10 protein-coding genes are annotated in these 21,534 nt (G+C 64.0%); 7 read left to right on the top strand and 3 right to left on the bottom strand.

Annotated features, from left to right (window positions below; translation table 11 throughout):
• Positions 1-20: 20 nt before the first annotated feature.
• Entirely contained in the window at positions 21-1,073 is a 1,053-nt protein-coding gene (tssA, locus tag IGX34_RS11870) for a type VI secretion system protein TssA (protein WP_192555935.1), read from the top strand.
• A gap of 122 nt (positions 1,074-1,195) precedes the next feature.
• Here the strand turns inward: tssA and IGX34_RS11865 are convergent, their stop codons facing one another.
• Positions 1,196-1,612, bottom strand: a complete 417-nt coding sequence (locus IGX34_RS11865) for a hypothetical protein (RefSeq protein WP_192555934.1) — start codon at positions 1,610-1,612, stop codon at positions 1,196-1,198.
• Positions 1,613-2,180: 568 nt separating this feature from the next.
• On the opposite strand from IGX34_RS11865, the gene IGX34_RS11860 reads away from it, so the two are divergent.
• The 6 genes from IGX34_RS11860 to IGX34_RS11835 all read left to right on the top strand — a co-directional run bounded on the left by IGX34_RS11860 (position 2,181) and on the right by IGX34_RS11835 (position 10,413).
• Positions 2,181-3,041: a M15 family metallopeptidase gene (locus IGX34_RS11860; protein ID WP_192555933.1), complete on the top strand. Its 861-nt coding sequence runs from the start codon at positions 2,181-2,183 to the stop codon at positions 3,039-3,041.
• A 58-nt stretch (positions 3,042-3,099) separates the two neighbouring features.
• Positions 3,100-3,366 carry a PAAR domain-containing protein gene (locus IGX34_RS11855; protein ID WP_192555932.1) on the top strand — a complete coding sequence of 89 codons (267 nt, stop codon included), beginning with the start codon at positions 3,100-3,102 and terminating at the stop codon, positions 3,364-3,366.
• 118 nt (positions 3,367-3,484) lie between these two features.
• A complete protein-coding gene (locus tag IGX34_RS11850) occupies positions 3,485-4,855 on the top strand; it encodes a hypothetical protein (protein WP_192555931.1) in 1,371 nt (456 codons plus the stop codon).
• A 16-nt stretch (positions 4,856-4,871) separates the two neighbouring features.
• Entirely contained in the window at positions 4,872-8,633 is a 3,762-nt protein-coding gene (tssM, locus tag IGX34_RS11845; protein WP_192555930.1) for a type VI secretion system membrane subunit TssM, read from the top strand.
• Positions 8,630-9,610, top strand: a complete 981-nt coding sequence (gene tagF / locus IGX34_RS11840; protein ID WP_192555929.1) for a type VI secretion system-associated protein TagF — start codon at positions 8,630-8,632, stop codon at positions 9,608-9,610. The genes tssM and tagF overlap by 4 nt, the downstream gene beginning before the upstream one ends.
• Positions 9,611-9,612: 2 nt before the next feature.
• Positions 9,613-10,413 (top strand): OmpA family protein, encoded by an 801-nt coding sequence (locus IGX34_RS11835; RefSeq protein WP_192555928.1) that lies wholly within the window; start codon positions 9,613-9,615, stop codon positions 10,411-10,413.
• A 383-nt stretch (positions 10,414-10,796) separates the two neighbouring features.
• Here the strand turns inward: IGX34_RS11835 and IGX34_RS11830 are convergent, their stop codons facing one another.
• Together IGX34_RS11830 and IGX34_RS11825 are read right to left on the bottom strand one after the other, a co-directional pair.
• Positions 10,797-11,063: a hypothetical protein gene (locus tag IGX34_RS11830; protein WP_192555927.1), complete on the bottom strand. Its 267-nt coding sequence runs from the start codon at positions 11,061-11,063 to the stop codon at positions 10,797-10,799.
• 247 nt (positions 11,064-11,310) lie between these two features.
• Positions 11,311-21,249, bottom strand: a complete 9,939-nt coding sequence (locus IGX34_RS11825; protein WP_192555926.1) for an autotransporter-associated beta strand repeat-containing protein — start codon at positions 21,247-21,249, stop codon at positions 11,311-11,313.
• Positions 21,250-21,534 lie beyond the last annotated feature (285 nt).

Below are 21,534 nucleotides of genomic sequence, written 5' to 3'. Positions count from 1 at the left end.
CAGCCAGGGAATGCTGCCCCATGATCGATATTGAAGCCTTGCTTGAACCGATTTCCGCCGACGCCCCGTGCGGCGACGATCTGTCGTTTTCCGCGGAATTCGACGCCATCCAGGAGGCCCGCCGCAGCGACGATGCCAGCCTGGACCAGGGGCAATGGGTCACGGATCTGAAAACCTCCGACTGGTTCAGCGTGTCGCGCCAGTGCGGCACCTTGCTGCGTACGCGCAGCAAGGACCTGCGTTTGGCCGTCTGGCTGGCCGAAGCCAGCGCGCGCATGGACGGCTTCGCCGGCCTGGCCGCCGGCTACCGACTGGTGGCGGGCCTGTGCGATCGCTACTGGGACAGCATCCATCCGCAAGCCGACGGCGACGATCATGAATTGCGCGTGGGCAATCTCAGCTGGCTGCTGACGCAGTCGATCCAGTGGGCGCGCTCGATTCCGCTGACCAATGCATCGCAGGGCCGTTATGACGCCATCGCGCTGGAAATGGCGGCGCGCGGTCTGTCCGGCGACGGTCAATCCGATTATCCGGACAACGCACGCATCGATGCGGCGCGCGCGGCTACGCCGTTCGAGTTCTATCAGCAATTGGCCGAGCAGGCGCCGCAGGTGCTGGAAGCGCTCAAGGCACTGGAATCGGTGGTGGATGCGCGGCTTGGCGCCCACGGCCCAAGCTTCACCGCCGCACGCGATGCGGTGGGCGACGTGGTGCGCAGCGCCTTGCGCATGGCATCGACGGCAGGCGTCACCTCGCTGGACGCATCGGCGCCACCGCCGCTGCCGGGCAACAACAGCGCCGTTGAAGCAGTCCCTGCCCCGGCTCCTGCAGCCAGCGGCGTGAGCGGCGAAATCGCCAATCGCCGCGAAGCGCTGCTGTTGCTGCGACGCGTAGCGGATTTTTTCCGCCGCACCGAACCGCACAGCCCCGTGGCCTATCTCGCCGACAAGGCTGCGCGCTGGGGCAATATGCCTTTGCACGTGTGGCTGAAGACGGTAGTGAAAGACAACAATGCGCTGAGCCAGCTGGAAGATCTGCTCGACGTAGGCACCGACGAATCGCGCAACGGCTGATCGCGTAGGTTGGGTTACCCCGGACTTGATCCGGGGGCAACCCAACAAGGCATGCGCGAAGACGGGAAATTTGTTGGGTTACGCTGCGCTAACCCAACCTACCCGGCATGCCTGCGTTTGCGTTATGCGCCGCCGGGCGTTGCGGCCGGGCACGATGCATCGCCCTGGCCTGCATGCGCCGCGCAGAAACGCTGGCGGCAGGTTACGCCTGCTTCGGTATTTGCCGGCGGGCAATCCTGCGGCAGTACATCGTCATCGGCGGTCGCCTTCTTGGCGTGGCGGCCGTGCGCCTTTTTGCCGGCAGCTTCGTTCACTTCCAGGTGATTGATCAGCACGGCAAGCAGATCCACATCCGAATCGCTGCCGGAAGCATCGCCACGCTTGGCCGCATGCGCTATCAGCATCGGCGGTTTACCGGCAGCATGCGGCGCGAACATGTCGCCCAGCGCGGCGGTGTCCTTGCTGCTGGCGCTGGAAGCCGGTGCCGCGGCAGCGGTGGAGGCCGCGCCTGCCGGCGCAAATTGATCGGCCAGAATCACTGCCGCATTCTGCGATCCGCTGGCGGGTTTGGCGGCAGCCGATGCCGCACTGGTTGACGCGGCGGCCGGCTCGGCAGTTGCTGCAGCATGATTTTGCGGATCCGCAGCAGGCGCAAGCGAAGCGGCGGGACCGCCTGCCTGGACCAACGAAGATACCGGTTTGGACGGCTCAAACACGCCGCCCACCGCAAGCAATGCCACGGCGGCTACCGCCACCCCGAGCAAGCCCAGCGGCCACACCCAGCGACGTGCACGAACAGGCTGTGCAGGGCTAGCCGAAGTCCCCTGCAGGCCGGATAGAATGCGTTCTGGCGATTTCGATGCCGGCGCCGGCTGAGCGTCGCCGGCAAGCAGGCTGGGTGCTTTAGATCGTGGTTCCTGCGGGTCCAAGCGCAACTCCCTTTAAGCTTTAGTCCACGAGGCGAACAGGACGAAACCATACTAGGTACCGCGCTGATGGTCCAAGACCTGGTTGTCATTGTCCAGTGACAGCGTCACGGTAGCTTGGCCGCGGGCCCGGTCGCCGGTTACGCCAAAGGGAATTTTAATCAAGGATGTTCAGGGCTTCATGGATCCGATTTTTGCCTGGCTGCTTTTGTTGCTCGCCGCCGCACTGCTGGTGCTATGGCTGCTGGTATTTCCGGACGCGCGCAGCGCAGTCGGAAAATGGTTAGCAAAATGTGTACGCCGTGTGACGGCGCGCACAAAACAATGGCAACACCATTCCAGCAAGACACTGCAGCACCAGTCCCGTCATACCCGCGACAGCTTCGCGCACATGCTCGGTCGGCTGGCGCGGCACCGCGGTTTGCTGCTCGCGCTGGTGCTGATCCTGCTGCTGCCGCCACTGCTGATCGTCGGCCTGCACCGCCACGCCATGCTCGATGGCTACGAAGTCTCGACCCAGGCCGACCAGGACACCACCAACCTGGTCGCCGCCCTGCTCAAGGGCGAGCAGTTGGCCCCGCCGCCGCCGCTGCCGCCAGCAGTCTTCGTGACCAAAGAAGTACAAATGGTGCGACCGGATCTCGGTTCGGCCAGCCGCGACTGGGATAAGCTTTATCCGGATTTCCGCCAGCGCCTGCTGGTGGTTTTCAAGATCATGAAAGAGCGCTACGGTTACGACATGGCGCTGATCGAGGGCTATCGCAGTCCCGAACGGCAGGCCATGCTGGCGTCCCAGGGGAGCAGCGTCACCAACGCGGGCGCCTATCAGAGCTATCATCAGTACGGTTTGGCCGCCGACTGCGGATTCTTTCGCGACGGCAAACTGGTGATCTCCGAGAAAGACCCCTGGGCCATGCGCGGTTATCAGCTCTACGGCGAAGTCGCCCAAGCTGCGGGCCTGGTGTGGGGAGGAAACTGGAAAATGATGGATCTGGGGCACGTGGAATTGCATGCGGCCGGCATCGGGCCGCGTTATCGCTGAGCGCAGCGCGCACCCGGCGGAATCGGATACACATGGATAGGCGGTAAGGAAACCCGGCATGACGCAACCTTTCATCGTTATCGGCGACAAGACCAGCCACGGCGGCACCGTGGTCGGCGGCGCGCCCACTTCAAGCACGCTCGACAAGCAGATCGCGCGCATCGGCGACAAGGTCACTTGCCCCAAGTGCGGCGAAAACACCATTGCCACCGGCGACAACAGCATGCTCGTGATGGGCCAGCCGGTAGCCCGCCAGGGCGACAAGACCGCCTGCGGCGCCACGCTGATTTCCAGCCAGTCCGTCAGCTCCACCGGGGGCGGCTGATGCGCGCAGGCAGCGTGAAGCACCACGCGCTTTACCGGTAATCACGTCGATGGAACGGCGATCTTTCCTCCGCCCTCTCGCTATCGTCATCGCGACGTTCGGCGTGATCTGGGCGGTCATGATCATGCAATGGCGCGCGAGCAATCGCGTGCCCAACAGTGTCGACATCGCGCTGTATCTGGTGGCATTGCCGATTGCGCTACTGCTCGGCTACTTCTTGCTGCGCGTCAGCATCGATGCGATCAAGCGCCGCGCGCGGCCTGCAACGCCGGCCGCGGCTGCCGCGGTCGAAACGAACGATGCGGAGCCGGTCGATCCCACCCTGGCTTATCGTGTCGCCGTATTGGATGGCCAGGTGCTGTTCGCGGCCGGCGACACCCCTGCTGCGCTGCTCGATGCGGCACGCGCAAAGAAGCGTGCCAGCCTGCATCCGCAGTGGCACGACCTGCGCGGTGCACCGACGTTCGCCGCACCGGTGGAAGCGGTGGAGCTGGCGTCCATCGACGAAACCCTGCCGGATGTCGCGGAGCATTGGCCCGAAGGCCAGCGCCGCGTGCTGTGGCTGTCGGACACGCTAGCCGGCAAGATGCTCGCCGAACACTTCGACGGCATGCTCGCAGCGCAAAAAGCTGCGGAGCCGAATCGCGCGCCGGCCGCCCCGACCGTGCTGCTGCGGCTGGAATGGCTGCTGCCATCCCGCTGGAGCGATAACGACCGGCAGACGGCGCACACCTGGCTGAGCGGCCGCCTGGCCGCGCAAGGCTGGCAGGCACCACAGCTGCAGGTCGTGGCGCGCACCGCCGAAAACGGCCTCGCCGCACTGAAGCGGCTGGATGAACTCAACGTGCAATTCAACCGTCATCCAGACAGTGCACATTGCCTGCTGCTGGCCAGCGATTCGCACATGGATTCCGCCACGATCGCCGAATGGGATGCCTCCCATCAATTGCATGGCGCCAAACAGCCCGAAGGCCGCGTGCCGGGCGAAGGCGCCAGCGCCGTGCTGCTCGGCGCATACCGTGCCAATGCCGGCGAACCGCCCATGCTGCTGCATCGCATGCTGGCCGCGCAGCGCGCCAAGCCGGTCGACGCGCCCGGCAAGACGCAGGACGACATCGTGCAGCAACTGCTGGAGCAGGCGTTGGCGCAGGCGCCGGAGATAGCGCCGCAGGCGCTGATGCACCTGGTCAGCGATACCGACATGCGCCCCAGCCGCTACACCGAAGCCTTGCAGATCGCCGAGCATGCGGCGCCGGAGAACGACGCCATCGAGGCGTTGCTGCCGCTCGCCTGTGCCAACGGCGATTGCGGCGCGGCAACTGCGCTCGCCACGGTAGCCGCGGCCGCGGCACTGGCCGGCGAATCGCAGCAGCCTTGCCTGGTGCTCTCTCACCACGATGCCAGCACGCGCGCCGTGCTCCTCCTCTCCCCACCCGCGGCAGCAACGGAAGCTCACGCTGCCGCCAGCAGTGCCCCTTCATTGGCATGACAGGAATACGCTACCGATGAACCGTCTTCGCTATATGCTCACCGACTCGCGAACGCTTGCCATCCTCGGCATCGCGATCATGGCTGGGCTGTTTTTCCTCGGGCCCAATACGCTGAAGATGCTGGCCTTCTGGATCGGCATCGGCCTGGTGGCCTTGCTGCTGGTACTGATCGGGCTATGGATCGCCCATCACCTGCGCGCACGCCGCTCCTCCGAACAACTGGGCGATGCACTGCTGAAGCCGGGCACCAACAGTGCCGGCCAGGCCACCGCGCACAACGCGGATGTGGAAGCCCTGCATACGCGCCTGCGCGATGCGGTGAAAACCATCAAGACCTCGCGGCTTGGCCAGACCAAGGGCACCGAAGCGCTGTACGAGCTGCCCTGGTACATGATCATCGGCAATCCCGCGGCCGGCAAAAGCACGGCGATCGTCAATTCCGGCCTGCGCTTCCCGTTTGCGGACAGTCACGGCAGCATCGTGCAGGGCATCGGCGGCACGCGTAACTGCGACTGGTACTTCACCACCGAAGGCATCCTGCTCGACACCGCCGGCCGCTATTCGGTGCACGACGAAAACCGCAGCGAATGGCTGAGCTTCCTGGAGCTGCTGCGCAAGCATCGTCCGCGCGCGCCGATCAACGGCATCATCATCGCCGCCAGCATCGCCGAGCTCACCGGCAACCGCCCCGAATTCGCGATCAGCCTGGCCAAGAATCTGCGCCAGCGCGTGCAGGAACTCACCGAATGGCTGGAAGTGATCGCGCCGGTCTATGTGGTGTTCACCAAGGCCGACCTGATCGCCGGCTTCAACGACTTCTTCCGCACGCTCGACGACAACGAACGCGAACGCGTCTGGGGCACTACCCTGCCGTTCCATCCCAGCGACGGCAATGACGCAGCGGACGAGTTCGATCGCTACTTCGACGAACTGTCCAAGGGCGTGAAGGAAATGAGCCTGTCGCAGATGGCGCTGGCGCGCGGCAATACCGTGGCGCCGGGCCTGCTGACCCTGCCGCTGGAATTCAGCGGTATCAAGGCCACGCTGCGCACCTTCATCACCACCCTGTTCGAAGACAATCCGTTCCAGTTCCGCCCGGTGTTCCGCGGCTTCTACTTCACCAGCGCGCTGCAGGAAACCGCGTCGGTGCATGCGGCTTCGGATCGCATTACCCAGCGCTATGGCCTGTCCAGGCCGCACGAAGCGCCGCAGCTGGACAGCGTCACCTCGACCAAGAGCTACTTCCTGCTCGACTTGTTCCGCAAGGTGATCTTCGCCGACAAACAGCTGGTGCAGCAGTACTCCAGCCGCAATCGCACGCGCACGCGCTACGCGGTAATGCTCGGCTCCGCACTGGCGCTCGGACTGGCCCTGGCCGGCTGGGCCTGGTCGTATACCGACAACAAGCAGTTGGTCACCAATGTGCAGGCCGACCTGGACAAGGTGGTGGGGCTGCAGAAAGGCCGGGTCGATCTGCAATCGCGCCTGCAGGCCCTGCAGATCCTGCAGGATCGCCTGCAGCAGCTCGATGCCTATCGCGGCGACCATCCGCTGATGCTCGGCCTGGGCCTGTACCAGGGCGACACCATCGAGAACAAGCTGCGCGCCGAATATTTCGCCGGCATGCGCCAGCTGATGCTGGTGCCAGTGCAGCAGAACATGGAAGCGTATCTGGCCCAGGTGGTAGCGCATCGCGATCAGCTGACGCCGGCGCAATCGGGTGCGCCGGACGCTGCCGCCAAGCCTGCGCAGCAGAACGGCTCCACTTATCAGGCGCTGTCGCCCACCAATAGCCAGGACGCCTACAACGCGCTCAAGGCCTATCTGATGCTGGGTGACGCCAGCCATGTCGAACAGGTGCACCTGACTGACCAGCTCGCCCGCTTCTGGCGCGAATGGCTCAACGCCAATCGCGGCATGATGACGCGCGAAGACATGATCAGCAGCGCCGATCATCTGTTGAACTACTACATCGCGCAGTCCGACCAGGCCGGCTGGCCGACCATCGACACCAAGGTGTCGCTGGTGGACGACACGCGCCAGGCGTTGAACCATGTGATGCGCGGCATGCCGGCGGTGGATCGCGTGTATGCGCAGATCAAGGCGCGCGCCGCCACCCGCTTCCCCTCGATCAGCGTTGCCGCGATCGTCGGCGACCAGGCCGACAAGACTTTGGTCGGCAGCTATGCAATTTCCGGCACCTACTCGCGCGAGGCGTGGGAAGGCTACGTGAAAGACGCCATCCACGACGCCGCCAACAAGGAAATGAACGCCAGCGACTGGGTGCTGCAAAGCGCACAGCAGGATGACCTCACACTTTCCGGCAGCCCCGAGCAGATCCAGAAACAGCTCGAATCGATGTATGCCAAGGATTATGTGACGGAGTGGAAGAAGTTCATGCAGGGCGTGTCGGTGGCGTCGTTCGGCAGTTTCGAAGCCGCCGTGAGCAACATGAACCAGCTTGGCGATCCGCAGAATTCGCCGATGCGCAAGCTGATGGACACCGTCTACCAGGAAACCTCCTGGGACAATCCCTCGCTGGTCAACCAGGGCCTGAAGTCTGCGCAGGGCGGCCTGGTCGGCTGGTTCAAGCGCGTGATCCTGCGTCAGCAGCCGCGCGGCGTGAATCTCAACCTCGACAATATCAAGGCACCGGACGGTTCGCTGCAGGTCGGCCCGGTCGGCCGCGAATTTGCCGGCGTTGCGCGCCTGATGATTGCGCGCGACAACAATCCGCCGCTGATGCAGAACTACCTGGACATGCTGGCCAAGCTGCGCACGCGGTTGAACGCGATCAAGAACCAGGGCGATCCCGGCCCGGGCGCGCGCGACCTGATGCAGAAGACCCTGGCCAGCAGCGGCTCGGAACTTTCCGATGGCCTGCAGCTGGTCGACGAGCAGATGCTCGATGGCCTCGACGACAGCCAGCGCAAGACGCTGCGCCCGCTGCTGCTGCGTCCGCTGATGCAGACCTTCAGCGCCCTGGTGCCGCCGACCGAAACCGAGATCAACAAGATCTGGACGGCGCAGGTGTACACGCCGTTTGAAAAGGATCTGGCGCAGAAGTATCCGTTCGATACCAATGGCCAGATCCAGGCGGCCAATAGCGAGATCTCGGTGATCTTCGGCCCCGAAGGCGCTATCTCCAAGTTCGCCAGCGATACGCTCGGGCCCCTGGTCGATCGCCGCGGCGATGCGCTGACCGCCAAGCAATGGGCCGACATGGGCATCACGCTGTCGCCGCAGCTGATGACCGGTTTCGCGCAGTGGGTGGCACCGCTCGGCCAGACCGTTGGCGGCGCCGACCAGACCGTGTTCCAGGTCGAACCCGAACCCGGCAGCGGCGGCATCAGCGAATACAGCATCAACATCAATGGCCAGACGCTGCGTTATCGCAACACGCCGCCAGAGTGGAAGTCGTTCGTGTGGAACGGCAGCGATGCCAACTCCAACGTGCAGATCAGCGCGGTCACCTTTGACGGCCGCACCGTGATGATCCAGAACCTGACCGGCGGCGATGCGCTCACGCAGCTGTTCCGCGCAGCCAAGGGCAGTCGCGGCGACGACGGCGTGTACACGCTGACCTGGAGCCAGGACCAGATCGCCGTTACCGTGCACCTGCGCCTGGTCAGCAGTGCCCAGGCCAATGCCGACGGCTCACAGAAACAAGGACTGCAAGGCGCCACCCTGCCCGCCAGCGTGGCCGGCACCAGCACCAGCAGCAACGCCGCGAGCGGCACCAACAGCACGCAGTCCACCACGGAGGGTGCGCCATGACCGGCGAGTTGACACTCAATATCAGTTATTTCGGCAAGCTGCCCAGCCGCGGCGATTTTCTCAAGGCGCTGGACAACAACCATCAGCTGATTTCCATGCTGGATCGCTGGGCCGGCCAGGGCATCGAGCAGTTGGCGCAAGATGTGGCCTGGAAGCAGCTCTACGACCTGGGCCATGCGCTGAACTTCGCCATTCTCGGCTCGCGCAGCAATGCCGCCATCGGCGGCCATCTGCTGCCGAGCAGCGATGCCTCGGGGCGCCGCTTTCCGTTCATGGCGGCCGTATCGATGCAAGTGCCGCAACCACTGGCGTTTATTTCGCGCAGCCCGCTGGCGTTCTCGCGGCTATGGTCGCGGCTGGAGCGCGAAAGCCATCGCGCACGCAACGCCGCCGATCCGGCCGCCTCGCTGACCGAGCTCACCGAGAATCGCGCCAACGTCAACGTGCTGTATGAATCGCTCAATCCGGCGTTCCAGGATTTCCTGGAAATGCAGACCCTGGGCAGCCTGGAACAGCTGATGACCTCGCCGGAGCGCCCGGTGTCGGTACGCCGCATTCTGCTTGCGCTCGGCATTCTGCTGCAGCCGGTGATGAGCAGCGGCAGCGCGCGTCTCGGCAAGGGCCTGCTGCTGCCGTTGCCGGCCGACCCGCTGTATCGCAACCTGGTTTCCACCCTGTGGCTGGATCTGATCTCCGGCTTTCTCGGTCGTGCCGACTTCGAGCTGCTCACCATGATCCGCCAGGGACCGCAGCCGGTGCTGGCGATCAGCTTCAACGGCGTGCAGGGGCGCACCTTGCAGGCGATGTTCGATCCGCGCGTGGCCGAGCAGGATTTCATTCCGCTGTACGACCCGGATTGGGTCGAGGATCAGGTCAACGATCACGCGGTGAAAAAACTGTCCAGCTACACCAGCCAGGAAGACCTGTCGCTGCGCACTGCGCGCAACACCTTCCGCGAAACTTTTCTTGGAGCGTGATCATGCGCAAACTCATCGCAAGCCTGCTGGTACTGGGTTGCGCCAGCGCGTGGGCGCAAACCTCCGCTCCCGCGCCGGCGACCTCCAGTGCATCCGGCAGTGCAAGCGGCATGGTGACCGCCAGCGGCACCCTGCCCGACGAAGCCACCAAGGCGGCCGTGCTGGATAACCTGCGCAAGCTCTACGGCGCCGATCACGTGGTCGACCGCATCGAAGTCGGCGGCGTGGTGACACCCGCCAACTGGAGCAAATACGTGGTCGGCATGATCGGGCCGAACCTCAAGCAGGTTTCCAACGGCCAGGTGCAGATTCAGGGCAATTCCATCGACATCAGCGGCGAAGTGCCCAATGAAGCCACGCGCCAGCAGGTGCTGAGCACGCTGTCCACCTCGTTCGACCAGAACTACGGCATCAAGCAGAACCTGCGCATCGGCACCTCCAAGCAGCAGGTGCTGGACCAGGCCCTGGCCAATCGCGTGGTGCAGTTCGAAAGCGGCAGTGCCATCCTCACGCCGGCAGGGCGCAGTGTGCTGGACGAAATGGCTGCCGCCATCCTCAAGATCAACAACCCCTCGATCCAGATCATCGGCAATACCGACAATGTGGGCGAGCGCGAATCCAATGTTGCCTTGAGCCTGGCGCGTGCCAATACGGTAAAGGCCTATCTCACTGCCAAGGGCATTCCGGCGGCAACGCTCAGCGTCAGCGGCATGGGTCCGGACAATCCGGTAGCCGACAACACTACCGATGCCGGCCGCGCACGCAATCGCCGCATCGATTTCAAGATCGCCAAGGCGCAATAAGCACACATCGCAAAATCATCTCAACCACACAACACCATTCCGATGCGAATGGTGTTTTTTCATGTGTGTGAAGTGAATGTGAGACTTTGCCCGCATGAATGCATGCACGTGCACACATTCGTGAAAATACTCCAAATGCAGATGTGCCGGCATAAGACATTACGACGTCGATATGCGATAAACACAGCGCCGGGAAGTCAGGCGCCGAGGAGGGGCCCCTCCTCAACATGGATGACCGATGCCCGACCGAGCCGCCAGCAAGGCGGCTCGTTTTATTTGGGCGTCCATACCGAATCGCGAGTTGCGTAGGTTGGGTTAGCGCAGCGTAACCCAACGATGCCGCTACGAAGAGAGATTGTTGGGTTACGCTGCGCTAACCCAACCTACAAAGCTTCATTCAGCCGCGCAATTTCTGCGTAGAGCACATCCAGCTCCCGCCGCAACCGGCGGTTGGCATCCATCAACTCCTGGATCTGCGTGCACTGCGCGACCACTGTGCGCAACACATCCGTGCTCACCACGATATGCCGCTTGCGATAAGCGCGCATGCGTTCGGCCGCGGATTTTGCCTTGCCGGTGGGCGGCCTGCCACGCCGCGGTTTATACGGAAACGACATAGCAATGGTGCCGGGATCACGTGGATCGACCATGGATTTCCTCCTGATTTTAGCACCATTTTACTGTAACGTTACTATAATTGCAAGTATTTTGATCAATACTTCACCGGTCAAAAAAGACGCAGAAATCCGTCGGAAAAACGCGCACACAAAAAGGCGCCTGCACGGCAGGCGCGCAGACGTGCGCAGCACGCAAGTGCCGCGAAATCAGCTCAGGGTTGGGCGAAAAAAAATCAGGCGCGCCGGCATGGGTAACCGGTCGCGCCTGGTTCGGGCAGCATCAGCTGCTGCAGGAAACGGTGGACTTCTTCTTCCCCGCCACGACGTGCGCGACGTGCCGCGGCACGATGACCAGATCGGGATTGCTGGCTGCATGATGATGGCTTGCAGCGTGCGCGATCTTCTCGCCACCAGGCGCGGCGATGTGATTCTTGCAGCGGCCAAATGGTGCGGCTGCGACTGCAGCAGCTGCAACCGGCTGCACGGCCCCGGTATCCGCCGCCGCATGCGTACCGATGACAACTGGCAGTACCGCGGCCGCCGCGGGCGAAGCGTTGGTCTGCGCGGGCGGCGTCGCTACCGCCGGATAGGTTCCCAATGCCGCCATCGCCGTGGATGTCGCCGGCATATGCTGCGCCCGCATGCTCAGGCCGGTACCGGCTGGCGCCTTGCTGAAGGACCAGCGGAAGCCGAGGTTCGCCGCATTGCTGAGACTGCGGCTGGCAGAGTCGACGCTGTAATAGGCGTACAGGCTGGCCTGCGGGGTCAGGTCGAAACTGGCACCCAAGGCACCTTGCCAATGATTGCGGCCCGGTTGCACGCCGCCCACCGTAAAGCCTACGTCGGAGGCGCCGTCGAAAGCGGCATTGAGCGCGGAGAACTGATCGCTCGCGCCATGCAGATAACGCAACACCAATACCGGATGAATCTGCGTGCCGTCCGGATTCTTGCCGAAGTCGCCGATCAGGCGTGCACCGGGACCGTACTGGAAGCTGTGTGCACGGCTGCTGCCCACATCCAGGTCGGCATCGCCCGCACCTTGCTCGTCGAAAGCGTCATAGCGCACACGTGCGTAATACGCACCGAAGAACGGCTCCAGGCGCCATTGGTCGAAGTGGAAGCGATAACCGCCTTCCAGCGCAGTATTGATCGCATGGCCGTCATAACGTGCCGTGGCCACCGGCTGGAATGCACCCACGTCGATCTGGCGGGTGCTGCGCGCACGCTGCCAGCCATAGGAGAGCACGCCGTCCGCCCACCAGTTTTCGGTGTTGTCGAACAGGGCATGCAGGCCCACGGCATATTCGTCGTTGTTGATGCGGTCGTTGGGTTGCGACAGCGAGGTTTGCGAATTGGCAAAGCTTGCGTTGGCGCCGACGCGGAAATACGAGCCGGCCATCGCATCGGTGCCCAGGATCAAGCCGTGCAGCTGATAGTTGGTCTGGTCCGCCTGGAACGTACCGCCGAAACGGGTGGTATCAAAATAGGGCTCGGCCCAGGCGGCCGTGCCCTGCTCGCCATTGTCACGGGCAAGCATCAGCCGATACAGCATCGTATCCATGAATTGGCTCTGCCCGGCCAGCTCGGCCTGCGGCGCCGAGGCATAGATCTCGCCAGTGAGGCTGTCGAACGCGGGAATCACCTGCGCCGAACTAAGGCCACGCGCGTAGCTGAGCAAGGTCTGCAGACGATCGGAGTTGGTGGCAATCGTCTGCAGTGCCGTCGCCATGTTGTATTCGTTGGCATTGAGGCCAGGGAACTGGTTATAAGGCACGCCGCCCGGGCCCGATGAGGCGTCGACCTGGGACAAGGTCAGCAGCACATCGTCGCCTTGTGTCTTCACGCTGGCGCTGAGGAAGGGCAGTGTCTGCTGCACCAAAGCGGCATAGTTGCCGCTGACGCCGCCGGCTGCATCGATGATTGTATAGGTGGTGTGCGCGGCATACGCCCCGGACGACGGCACCACGGTCAAATCGCCGCCCAGCACGGCGCTGCCGCTGAGATGCAGGCTGTCGCTGATGCCGGCGCCGTTGGCGCGAATCTGTGTGTTGGAACCTGCTTCGCTGACCAGGCTGCCCATGCTCAGGCTGCTGCCCGGCACACCGCTGCCGGCGGCAATGCCGCTGGCAGCGGCAAGACCGCTCGGCGCAAGCGTGCCTTGCAAGGTCACCGCGCCGGCAACGCTGCCGCTACCGATCAAGGCGCCGCCGCTATTGATGCTGGCAGGACCATTCAAGCTGCCATTGACCACCAGGTTGCCGTCCACACTGGTTCCGCCGGCGAAATTCGCGGTGGCACCGCTGGCGATGGCCAGGCTGCCCGCCGTTACGTCGAGGTTGGCGATGTTAGTAAATGCCGTGGCCGGCAAGGTGCCCTCGCCCGTGCCGGTGACGGCGAGCGTGGTATTGCCGCCCTGCCCGTGCACCGTGCCGGTGACGCCAGCGAGTTCTGCATAGTCGATATTCACGCGGCTATCTGCTGCGACGTTCAAGCTGCCACCCACCGCACCATCCACCGTGGCGACACTGCCGCTGCCGTTGAGATTGGCCGTCGCACCGGATGCCACCGAGATACCTGCCGTATACGGCGTAGCGGCATTCAAGACACCGCCATCGACCGCGATACTGCCGGTGAAACCAGTCAAAGAACCGCCCAGCGCCACGGTGCCGCTGTCCTGCTTGGTGATCGTGCCGGCGCCGGAGAGTGCGCCAGCCAGGGTGAGGTTTTGCGTACCGCCCAGTGTTGCGCCGTTTGCGCCGACGGTCACCGTATTACCCAAGGTGACGGCACTGGCGGCTTCCAAGGTACCGCCATCGATCGACAACGCCCCCGTGCCCAGTGCTGCGTTGTTGCCAACGATCAGGCTGCCGCCGGTCAAGCTGGTGCCGCCGGTGAAGGTGCTGGCCCCGCTCAAGCTGAGGCTGCCGCTGCCATCCTTGGTCAAGCTGCCGCTGCCTGACAGTTGCCCGCTCAAGCTCAGCGACTGGCTGCCGTTTTCAGTCAGCGCATCGTTGAGCGTGATGTTGTTGGCTACGGTTACGGCGCCCGTCGCGCTGAGGGTCGAGGCGGCGGCGACCGTCAAGGCCCCCGTACCCAGCGCATCGTTGCTGCCGAGTTGCAGATTGCCGCCCGTCAAGGTGGTGCCGCCGCTATACGTGTTCGCACCACTGAGCGTTGTCGTCGAAGTGCCGTCCACTACCAGGCTGCCCGCGCCGGAAATAATGCCGCCCAGGGCCACGTCGCTGCTGTTGCCGGAGATAGTCAGCGTTGCACCGCTATTGAGCACGACCGCATTGGCCAGATTCACCGCGGTGCTCGATTGCAGCGCAACGGCTGCAGCAACAGTCAGCGTGCCGCTGCCCAGGCCCGTGCTGCTGCCGAGCACCAGCGTGCCACCATCCATGGCCACGCCGCCGCTGAAACTGTTGTTGCCGTCCAGGCTCAGCGTCGTGCTGCCCAGCATCGCCAAAGCGCCCGCGCCGCTGATCGTTCCATCCAGCGTCACGGCACCGCTGCTGGCCGGCAAGCTGAGCGTGACGCCCGCGCCGAGGTTTACATCGTTGGCAAGATCGAGCGCACCGGCGGCATCGAGCGAAGCGTTGCCTGCAACGCTAAGCGCGCCCGTACCCAGTGCACTGTCATTACCCAGAACCAGGCCACCGGCATTGAGCGTGGTGCCGCCGGTGTAGGTATTGCTGCCGCCCAGCGTTTCGATACCGCTGCCGTTCTTGACCAGGCTGCCAGTGCCGCTGACGATACCGTTGAAGGTCTGGTTGCCGGCATTGCCAAAGCCGAGCGAATTCGCGCCGAGATTGATCGTGCCGCCGGTACCGGACAAGGCGCCGATGGTCTGATTGCCGCCGGCTGCCGAAATATCCAGGTTGCCGCTGCCGCCCAGTGTCACCGCACCGGCCGCGGCCAGGCTGCCGCCGCCGCTGATCGCCAGCGTGCCGTTGTTGATGGTGGTGCCGCCGGTGTAGGTGTTGGCGCCGGTCAAGGTCAGCGTGGCGTTGCCGTCTTTCAACAAGGCACCGATGCCGGCAATAGTGCCGCCCAGCGTCAATGCATTGCCGCCCAGCACATCGAGTGCACTGCCGGCAGCGAGATTGATGTTGTTGCTGGCATTGATGGCGCCGCTCGCATCCAGTGTCACCGCCGCGCCGACGTTCAACGCACCGGTGCCTAGCGCGGCGTCGTTACCGAGCACGAGGCCACCGCCGTTGAGCGCGACGCCACCGGAGAAGGTGTTGGCGCCGCCCAGCGTCTGCACACCGGAACCGCTCTTGCTCACACCGCCATTGCCGCTGATCACACCGTCGTAGCTGCTATCGCCCACGCCATTGAGCGTGAGGTTGTTATTGCCGAGCGTGACGCTGCTGGCGGCAATGCCGGCTAGCGAACCGATCGCCTGGTTGCCGCCGCCGGAAATATCCAGCGTGCCGCCGTTCAAGGTCACCGCGCCGGTCGCCGCGAGGCTGCCGCCGATACCGATCGACAAGGTACCCGCATCGATATTGGTGCCGCCGCTAAAACTATCTGCGCCGCTGATCGTCAGCGTCGCCGCACCGCTTTTGGTCAGGGAACCGGTACCCGAAATCACGCCGCCCAGCGTGATCGCATTGGAACCGAGCACATTCAGACCGGCGGTGCCGTTGATCGCGATGTCGTTGGTCACGCTGACCGCGGTGTTCGCATCCAGGGTGGCGGCACCGTTGACGGCCAGCGCACCGGTGCCCAGCGCATTGTTGTTGCCCAGGACCAGGCCGCCGGCATTAAGCGCCACGCCGCCGCTGAAGCTGCTGGCGCCGCCCAGGGTCTGCACGCCGGCGCCATTCTTGATCAAGCCGCCAGTACCGGTGATCGAACCGTCGAATGTCGCATTGCCGACGCCACCCAGCGTCAGCGTGTTGGCGCCGAGCGCCACGGTGCTGCCGGCTACGCCGCTCAAGGAACCGATGGATTGATCGCCACCGCCGGAAATATCGAAACCCGTACCGGCCGCCGCGAGATTGACCGAGCCCGCCGCCGAGAGACTGCCGCCGGCACCGATCGCCAGCGTGCCCGCATCGATGGTGGTGCCGCCGGTGAATGTATTGGCGCCAGTCAGCGTTTCGGTGCCGCTGCCCTGCTTGATCAGACCGCCGGTGCCCGCGATCGAACCGCTGAACACGCCATTGGTGGGACCGCCGACCGTAATGTCGTTTGCGCCCAAATCGACCGCACCGCCACCAGTCAGCGTGCCAATGGTCTGCGTGCCGCCGCCGGCAGACAGATCCAGCGTGGCGCCGAGGGCCACATTCACCGTACCGGTGCTGGCCAGACTCGCACCGGCGCCCAGCGCCAGCGTGCCCGCATCGATAAAGGTGCCGCCGGTGTAAGTGTTGGCGCCGTTCAAGGTCAGCGTGGCCGAGCCTTCTTTGTCGAGGCTGCCGGTGCCGGACAGCCCGCCATTGAGCGTCAGTGCATTGCTGCCTTCGACCGTCAGGCCGCCATTGAGGACGATATTGTTGTTGAGCGTGACGGCGGTGTCGCTATCCAGCGTTGTATTGCCGCCCACGGTCAGCGTGCCGGTACCCAGCGCACTGTCATTGCCGACGATCAGGCCACCGTCATTGAGCGTCACGCCGCCGCTGAAGGTGTTGGCGCCATCCAGGGTCTGCACGCCAGTGCCGTTCTTGATCAGCCCACCGCCACCACTGATCACGCCGCCGAAACTGCTATCGCCGGCACTGCCGAGCGTAAGCGTATTGCCGCCGAGATTGACGTTGCCGGACGTACCGGCCAGCGTACCGATGGTCTGGTTGCCGCCGCCGGAAATATCCAGCGTGCCACTGCCCGCGAGCATCACGGCACCCGTGGACGACAAGCTGCCGCCTGTACCGAGCGCCAAGGTGCCCGACAGAATCGCGGTGCCGCCGGTATACGTATTCGCACCGGTCAGCGTCAGCGTGGAACTGCCGCTCATGGTGAGGCTGCCGCCACCGGAAATGACGCCACCCAGTGTCAGCGCATTGCCGCCCTGTACGGTCAGGCCCGCGCCGGCGCCCAGCACCATGTTGTTACCGAGATCCACGCCGCTGCCGCTCGCCGCCAGCGTCACCGCACCGTTGACGTTGACCGTGCCGGTGCCCAGCGCACTGTTGTTGCCGACGACCAGGCCGCCCGCATTGAACGCTACGCCGCCGCTGAAACTGCTGCTGCCGTTCAAGGTCTGCGTACCGGAACCGTTCTTGATCAGACCGCCGGTACCGCTGATGGGACCGTCGAAGTCGGAGTCGCCCAGGCCGCCCAGGGTCAAAGTGTTGCCACCCAGCGTAACGCTGGTGCCGGCGACACCGGCCAGGGAGCCGATCGCCTGATTGCCGCCGCCGGAGATATCGAAACCCGTACCGGCAACGGCCAGGTTCACGGCCACGTTTCCGGCCAGGCCGCCGCCGCTGCCCATGGCAACCGTGCCGCCATTGATGGTGAGTCCACCGGTAAACGTATTGGTGCCGGTGAGCGTTTCGGTGCCACTGCCCTGCTTGACCAGGCCGCCGGTGCCGTCGACGGTGCCGCCGAAACTCGCGTTATTGATCGTACCGAACACCAGCGAATTGGCGCCGAGGAAGAGCGCGCTGCCGGCAACGCCGGACAGATCTCCAATAGTCTGCGTGCCGTTCGCATCGGAAATATCGAAGGTGGAACCCGGGGCACCCAGGTCCACCGCACTGCTGCTATTGATGCTGCCATTCGCACCCAGCTGCACCGTGCCGACATTGATGGTGAGACCACCGCTGAAGGTATTGGCGCCGTCGAGGATCAGCGTATTGGGTCCGTTCTTGATCAGGCCGCCGGTGCCGGAAATCGAACCCTCCACCGTCACCTGCTGGCTGCCGGCGAAGGTCAGCGACGACGCCAGGCTGATGTTGTTGGCCAGGTCGAGCGCACCCACGCTGCCATCCAGCGTCGATGCGGCCCCCACATTCAGCACGCCGCTGCCGAGGGCGTTGTTATTGCCCAGCAGCAGCTCGCCGCCGTTCAAGGCCACGCCGCCGCTGAAGCTGTTATTGCCGTTCAAGGTGAGCGTGGCGTTGCCGCTCTTGATCAACACGCCGCCGTCGGTGATGGCGCCGTCGAGGGTGAGGTTCTGCGCACCGGCCACGGTCAGGCCGACACCGGTGCCGAGGTCGATATCGTTGTCCAGGGTCAGCGCGGAACTGGCACTCAGCGTGCCGTTGCCGGAGACGCTCAAGACACCGGAACCCAGGGCCTGCGCATTGCCGACCACCACACTGCCCGCATTGAGCTGCAAGCCACCGGTAAAGGTGTTGGCGCCATTCAAGGTCAGCGTGCCGCTGCCGTTCTGCAGCAGGCTGCCGCCGTTGCTGATCACGCCATTGAGCGTCAGCGCCTGGCTGCCGACCAGTTGCAGCACGCTGCCGGTATCGAGCACCACGTTATTGGCCAGCGTCGCATTCGCAATGCTGCCCAAGCTGGTATTGAGCGTGCCGCTGACCGTCAACGTGCCCGTGCCCAGCGCACTGTTGTTGCCGACCAGCAGGCCGCCCTGCGACAGCGTCACGCCGCCGCTGAAGATATTGGCGCCGGTCAGCGTTTCCACGCCGCTACCGACTTTCGTCAATCCACCCGTGCCTTCGATCAAGCCGTCGAAGTCCTGGTCGGTGCCGTCGCCGAAGGTCAGCGTGTTGGCGCCGAGATTGACGGTGCCGCCGGTGCCGAACAATTCGCCGACGGTCTGGTTGCCGCCGCCGGAAAGATCCAGCGTGCCGCCCGCCGCCAGGCCGGCATCGACGTTGGCCGACAAGCTGCCCAGCGAACCCATCGCCACCGTGCCGCTGTTGATGGCCAGCTCGCCGCTGAAGTTGGTGAGGCCGTTCAAGGTCAGGGTGGACGAGCCCGACATATTCAGGCCGCCGATGCCGCCCACCGCACCGTTCAAGGTCAGCGCGCTGTCGAGCGGCAAGGTGAGCACGCTGCCGGCGCCGAGGTTGATATTGTTGGCGATGGACAACGCCAGCGATCCTTTCAGGGATGCATTGCCGTTCACGCTCAAGGCTGCTGTGCCGAGCGCCAGGCTATTGCCCAGGATCACCTCGCCGGCCCTGAGGTTCAGGCCGTTGAAACTGTTGGCGCCGTTCAAGATCAGCGCCGAGGCGCCATCCTTGATCAGGCTGCCGGTGCCGGCGATGGTGCCGTTCAAGGTGATCTGCTGGCCACCGAGGAAATCCAAGGAGTTCGCGGGCCCGTTGATGATGATGGCATTGCCCAGCGTCAGCGCCACCGTGCCATCGAGCGTGGTCGCGCCGCCCACCGTCAGGGTGCCCGAACCCAGCGCACTGTTATTGCCGAGCAAGAGGCCACCGGCATCCAGCTGCACGCCGCCACTGAACACACTGGCACCGCCCAGGGTCTGGATACCGCTACCGAGCTTCACCAGGTTGCCCAAGCCGGTGATGGCACCGTTGAACGCCGTATTGCCTATACCGTTGAGCGTAAGTTGGTTGACGCCCAGGTTGATGGTGCCGCCCGCGCCGGCCAGCGAACCGATGCTTTGATTGGTGCCCAACGAAAGATCCAGCGTGCTGCCCGCGGCGATACTGATCGCGCCGGTGGCCGACAGCACGCCGCCCGCGCCTACCGCCAGCGTGCCGCTATTGAGCAGAAAACTGCCGCCGAGGGTGTCCGTGCTGGATAGACTCAGCGTGCCGGCGCCATTCCAGCTGATGCTGCCGGCACCGGACAGGCCGCCTGCGATGGTCATCGGATTGCTGCCGAGCAGCGCCAACGTGCCGCCATTGATCTGGATCGCATTGGCGATGCTGAAAGCATTCGTGGTGTTGAGCGATGCACTGCCGCTCACCACCAGGTTGCCCAAACCTAATGCAGTAGCGCTGCCGAGCACCAGGCCGCCGGTCATCAGGCTTACGCCGCCGGTGAAATTATTGGCGCCGCTCAAAGTGACCGGCGAGGCGTCATTGACGGTCAGCGAACCGGTAAACGGGCCATTGTCGGAAATCGTGCCGCTCAAGGCGAACGAGTTGGTGCCTTGCAGCGTTAAATTTGCGCCGAGCGAAATCGTGTCGGGCAGGGTCAAGCCCGCCACAGCGGCTTCGATCGCACCGCCGCCCACCGTCAGATGCGTGCCGAATACACCGGCGCTATTGAAATTGACCAGGCCGTCGTTGATCGCGGCACTGCCGCTGACCAGGTTGCCTTGCAGATTCCAGGTACCGCTATTAACGACGAGGTTCTGGAAATCCAGGTAATTGCTGGCACTGATCGTGGTCACCGCGCCGCCGGTGCCCGAGCCGTTGCCGAGCGCCGAATTCTGCAGGATCAGCTGATTATTGCTGCCGGTGCCCGCATCCACTTTGCCGGCCGCGGAGAAATTCACCGTGGTGGCGCCGATGGTCATGGTGCCGGCGGTACCGACACCAGCCGCGTTGACGCTGGATCCGGAGACCGCGGTAAACAGGTTACCGCTCGGCGTATTGCCCAGATAGATACTGCCGTTGACGGTGCCCGCATTCAAAAAGCTGTTTTGCGCGCCGGTGGCGCTGGGAGTGACAAAACCGATGCGACCGGTAATCGTGCCGGTATTGGTGAAACTCATCGCCCCGCCGCCATAGCTGACGATGGCTGGCGCGTCCGCCGTGGTGAAGGTACCGACGCCGAAAATCGACATGCCGATGTTGCCGGCGTTTTGTACGGAGGTCGTGCCGCCGTTGCCGTTCTGCACCACCAGGGCCTGACCGCCGTAGCCGAAAATCGAGGCGATATTGACCAGGCCGTTGAGGATGCCGCCGCTCTCGTTGTTGATCGTGATGTTGTTGGTGGCGCTATTGCCCAGGACCGCGCCCGATGCCGCCAGGCTGAGGCCGCCATTGACGACCGGATCGATATCGCCCTGGTTATTGAGCGTGATGCCATTGCCGTTCAAAGTCAGCGCCGCGCCGCCCACGATCGGCGGCACGCTGAGTATCGCGGCGCCAAGGCTGCCCGCGGCGGGCTGCACATTCACCACCACATTGTTGATGCTGCTGGCGTAGGAATTGGTATTGCTGCCCGCCGCGCAGGTGACCACCGGACTCGCCGTCGTGCATTGGGCAAACGCCGTACGGCTGACGGTCGATAGCGCCAGCGCCGGCGCCAGGGCGAAAAGAATGCCTCTGGCCAGACGATGGGTACGGATGCCTTGCAAGCCACGCTTATTCATGACAACCCCCGGTCTGAATACGCGGCGGACCTTTGCAGCAGGCCCCGCCTTGCCACATGGAAAGCACAAAAATTTTGGTCAACAGAAAACCGGCCCCGAACGCATGGCTACGCCCAAGTGCACCGTTTCAAAATTTCAGTAACCCCTGTTTGCCCCCTTCCCTACATCACGGACAAATCGCTCCAGTACATCGCATAAAAAGTGCGGAGTCATTGATTGCCGTCGCACTTATTACGCTAGGTACGCCGGCTACTGTCAATGTGCCGTCAAGGATTTGCGAGGCGC

It is taken from the genome of Dyella acidiphila (assembly GCF_014863405.1).
Lineage (GTDB): Bacteria > Pseudomonadota > Gammaproteobacteria > Xanthomonadales > Rhodanobacteraceae > Dyella_B > Dyella_B acidiphila.
This window is presented reverse-complemented; position numbering and strand designations above follow the sequence as displayed.